Annotated in this window: 5 protein-coding genes; all 5 read right to left on the bottom strand. The window is 59.9% G+C overall.

The genetic code is table 11. The features are described from left to right. Positions 1 to 95: 95 nt before the first annotated feature. The 5 genes from QD357_RS31440 to QD357_RS31420 all read right to left on the bottom strand — a co-directional run bounded on the left by QD357_RS31440 (position 96) and on the right by QD357_RS31420 (position 3,662). Entirely contained in the window at positions 96 to 317 is a 222-nt protein-coding gene (locus QD357_RS31440; protein ID WP_414125887.1) for a hypothetical protein, read from the bottom strand. Positions 318 to 414: 97 nt separating this feature from the next. Beyond that, complete coding sequence (gene trbI, locus QD357_RS31435; protein WP_414125886.1) at positions 415 to 1,716, bottom strand: IncP-type conjugal transfer protein TrbI; 1,302 nt, start codon at positions 1,714 to 1,716, stop codon at positions 415 to 417. A 12-nt stretch (positions 1,717 to 1,728) separates the two neighbouring features. Beyond that, positions 1,729 to 2,166 carry a conjugal transfer protein TrbH gene (trbH, locus tag QD357_RS31430; protein WP_414125885.1) on the bottom strand — a complete coding sequence of 146 codons (438 nt, stop codon included), beginning with the start codon at positions 2,164 to 2,166 and terminating at the stop codon, positions 1,729 to 1,731. 3 nt (positions 2,167 to 2,169) lie between these two features. Next, positions 2,170 to 2,982 carry a P-type conjugative transfer protein TrbG gene (gene trbG, locus QD357_RS31425; protein WP_414125884.1) on the bottom strand — a complete coding sequence of 271 codons (813 nt, stop codon included), beginning with the start codon at positions 2,980 to 2,982 and terminating at the stop codon, positions 2,170 to 2,172. Between the two features lie 17 nt (positions 2,983 to 2,999). Further along, on the bottom strand, positions 3,000 to 3,662 hold the full coding sequence (locus QD357_RS31420) for a conjugal transfer protein TrbF (RefSeq protein WP_414125883.1): 663 nt from the start codon (positions 3,660 to 3,662) through the stop codon (positions 3,000 to 3,002). Between the last annotated feature and the right edge of the window lie 70 nt (positions 3,663 to 3,732).

The following is a 3,732-nucleotide window of genomic DNA, read 5'->3' as shown; positions in this document are numbered from 1 at the left end:
GCTATTTACTGAAGAGAGCGTGATATAAGGCCCGGCCCGTTTGCCCACGCAAGGCCCMAAATCMAAAAACCGCCAGCGCTTTTCAAGCAGCAAAATCACTTGGCGTCGATACGCGCCCGCTYGGATCTGACGGCTTTGATGATACGCCAGCTAATTCCCGGCTCGCGTAGCATCTGGATATCGTCCATGTTGTCGAAATCCGAAAGCCGGGTGTAAAACGCACGTCGAAGGCGCGAGATAAACTGCTTCGGCAAAGCGGTGTTTTCGAGAAGGTCCGGGTCGTCATCCGGCAAATCGCCAAAATCCATTTCTGTCATCGCCTATCCTTTCCTGCGTTGAGCAGGACCATCCGGCACCATTTCTTCAGCCAGCGCAACTCGCAGATTTGCACCTCTTGCAGACTTGGCGTTTCCTTTAGTTTATGCGGTAAGCCGACGGAAAAATGATGTCCTGGTCGACGAGGACGTTGAACTTATAGCCGGGACGAATCTGGATCGTCGGCTGTACATTCAGGTTCTTCGAGATTGTCTGCTCGGCGACGCGACCGAAGCTTTCCGCAAAATTCCGTCTGGCGGCATCGGAAGCCGTATCCTGAGTCGCAAGCGTCGARCTYTSCGGCATSGACATGTCRATCCCGGTTCCGATCAGCGCGAYGAGYGCYGCMGAACYCCASGTGCGCCAGAGATGCCGATCGACCTTGTCCTTGAAGCCGCCATAWCCTTCGGCKTCCGTACCGGCCATGCCRCCGATYTGCARMGTYGMYCCATTCGGRAAGATGAGRTCGGTCCAGACSACGAGGACRCGYTCCTGGCCRAAMGASACCTTGGAATCGTAGCKACCKAACAGCTTTGCGCCTTGCGGGATCAGCAAGCKGTAGCCGGTGGCACTGTCATAGACGTTCTGRCTGACYTGCGCGGTGATCCGSCCSGGAAGGTCGGARTTGAGRCCSGTGAYCAASGTGGCSGGAATGACCGAGCCGCGCTTSAGCTCATAGGSYGAMAWYTGCGGYACGACCCGGTTCGGCARRTAGCCGAGRTCCTTGATGTCCTGGTTGAAGAAATCYTCCTTYGAWSYCTKRGCGTTTGGATCGACGTTCTGGCCCATGAGGCCTGATTTCATGGCGGCGGCGTAGAGGTCCGAGGCATTGTTGGCTGTCGCAGTCGTGGTTTGCCGGCCCGTGTCMGTGGAATTGTTGGCGGCCTTSTCGAYRTCGGAAATATCCACYTTCAACGGCGAGTCCAAAGCYGTYGCMCGCGCCTGSAGCCGGGCCATGCGCTGSCGYTGSGCYTCRCGGATATACTGYTCRTCCTSCTCACGCTTCAGGCGGGCTTTCCATTCCTCTTCGGATTCGAGCCTCGGCCGCCGTTCTTCCCTTTCGGTCGGCCGACGGTCGACAACAGTCGTTTCCTTCTCGACCTTCTGCTCGACGGCAGGCGTTGGCTGAAACGCTTCGCGCTCAACCGGCTCGCCGATAATGCCGTCGGTGACGCCGCGTTTGAGCTGGTCACCGAAGTTGGTTGCAGGTGTATTCGAAGCACTGTCGATGTCATTGCCGCGATTGAACGGCAGACCGCGCCACGACAGTCCGATCACGACCACGCCGGCGAACAGCGCGATGATGACGATGGCGATGGTGATCGGCAGCCGATTGAGACGGCGCATGCCCTTCTGATCGTCGGCCTGGTTGGAGGCGCCGAGCTGGAGAGATTGKACCATACCCGCTTCCCMTCAGTTGCGCTGCATGATCGAGAGCGGGCTTGCCGGCGTGGCGCCCGCCGCCGATGTCGAATAKGCCCGCCCAAGCGCGACGGAGGGCGTCGAGACTCTCGCAAGCACCTGACCGTCAGCGCCATCGATCGAATAGGCGAGCTCGACCGGTTTGACATCCTTGCCGACCTTGCCGTCTGTGATGACAGTGTAGCCCCATCCTTTCAGCGCCGCCTCGAGCGCCGACGCGAAGTCGGAGGCGTCMTTATCCATCTTGAGCGTCGTMGTGCCGGCCGGGCCGATCTGCTCGGCGAGCCGGCTCGCCATGTCGCCGGCAATTGCGCTTGCGGCGGGGCCGGTGACGGCGAGGGGGGTGGAACTCGTTGTCAGTCCGTCCTCGGCCGTCTKGCAGCCTGAGAGCAGGGTGGCGGTGATGATGATGACGAGAAGCTTGCGCATKGTTCAACCTCCCCGCCGAATGGTGATTTTCTGCTGGCGCCAGCCGACGCCGGAGACGAGGATCGCCTTGTCGACCGCATAGTCGACGATCATCATGTCGTTCTTCATCCGGTAGTTGACGATGCGGTTCTGSCCRCCASWGACGACGAARAGMACCGGYGCATCCTGGCTCGARACYGWTTTCGAGAATTGRATGTAGGTYTTGRCRCCRTCCGAATAGACCCSCTTCGGYTTCCAGGRCGCGCTKCCRCTGAYGGAGTAWGARAAGTTCAGYTTGTCGGGYGCSGTKCCAGGAATGCCGCCGGTCTCYAGCCGGGARTTGATRTCGGCRAGCTTGGTCGAGACATCCTCCGGATATTCGAAGCCGACGCGSGCCATGTACTGGCTYGGATGSGAYTTRAGYTGGAYGTGATAGGTGCGCCGCGACGTSGTGACSACCATSGARGTGACGAGWCCSGSYTCCGASGGCTTGACGATCARRTGGATCGCCTGMCCGCCGGTGGYGCCGGARGTCGCSGGYTCSACCTTCCAACGAACCGTGTCRCCGACMAGMACATCGCGRACGATCTCGCCRCCTTGCAATTCGATATCGCAGACYTGMAGCGGYGAGCAGACGACCGACGGCTGSGTYTCGCCRAAMAGGAAGATGACYTTGCCGTCCGGACCGGTCGTCACCAGCCCTGACGTCCCGCGCCATTTCCTGGATATGTTGGTGCCCTTCACCTCGTTGTTTGTCATGCTCTGCGCCTCGGCGCCGCTCGCGAGGACKAGCGTGGCCAGGCAGCCGGCGGCTGCGATCAATCCTGTTCTGTGCATTGAGAAATCCCCTGCCCTTAAAGCTGCGCTGTCCAGTCGAAATCCCGGACATAGAGACCGATTGGATTGAGGCGGATGGTCGCCTCATCCTGCGGTGCGGTGAGCGTKACCGTCGCGATACCGCGGAACMGGCGCGTGCCGATTTCCTTGCCCTTGCGGTCGCGTTCGTATTCGGTCCAGTCGATCTGATAGGTCTGGTTCGAGAGCGCCACGATATTGTTGACCTCAATGGCAACGGTCGACGACTTCGCTTTCTCGAACGGCGAGTTGCTGCGGAACCAGTCATTGATCTTCTGCGTCGACGGATCTGAGGTCCGCAGCAGCGCGTAGGTCCGATCGATATATTGCTTCTGCACCACGGCGTCCGGCGTAATCGAGCGGAAGGTKGTCACGAAGTTGCCGAGCGTAGCGCGCACCACCCGGACATCGGCATATTCGATCTGTTCGGGGAAGCCTGCGGTCACTGCTGTGCCCAGTTTGTCGACCTGAACGATATAGGGCACCAGCTTGACCTGGGTGCTCAGATACATCGAATAGCCAAAGCCGATGACGGCCATGGTGAGACCCAGAATCCCGACGATGCGCCATGCGGCKGCTGCCCGGACATAGGAGCCGTATCGCTCGCTCCATTCCTGGCGCGCAGCGAGATAGGGGTTTTCTGGGGCGCGGTTCGCTGCCATCGATCGATCACTTTCTGATTGCTGTTAGTCTCTGCGTTCGGGAGGCGGTTTTAGCCCGCTATGCCCGCTG

The sequence above is a fragment of the Rhizobium sp. BR 317 genome (genome assembly GCF_047445835.1).
GTDB classification, from domain to species: domain Bacteria; phylum Pseudomonadota; class Alphaproteobacteria; order Rhizobiales; family Rhizobiaceae; genus Rhizobium; species Rhizobium paranaense.
This window is presented reverse-complemented; position numbering and strand designations above follow the sequence as displayed.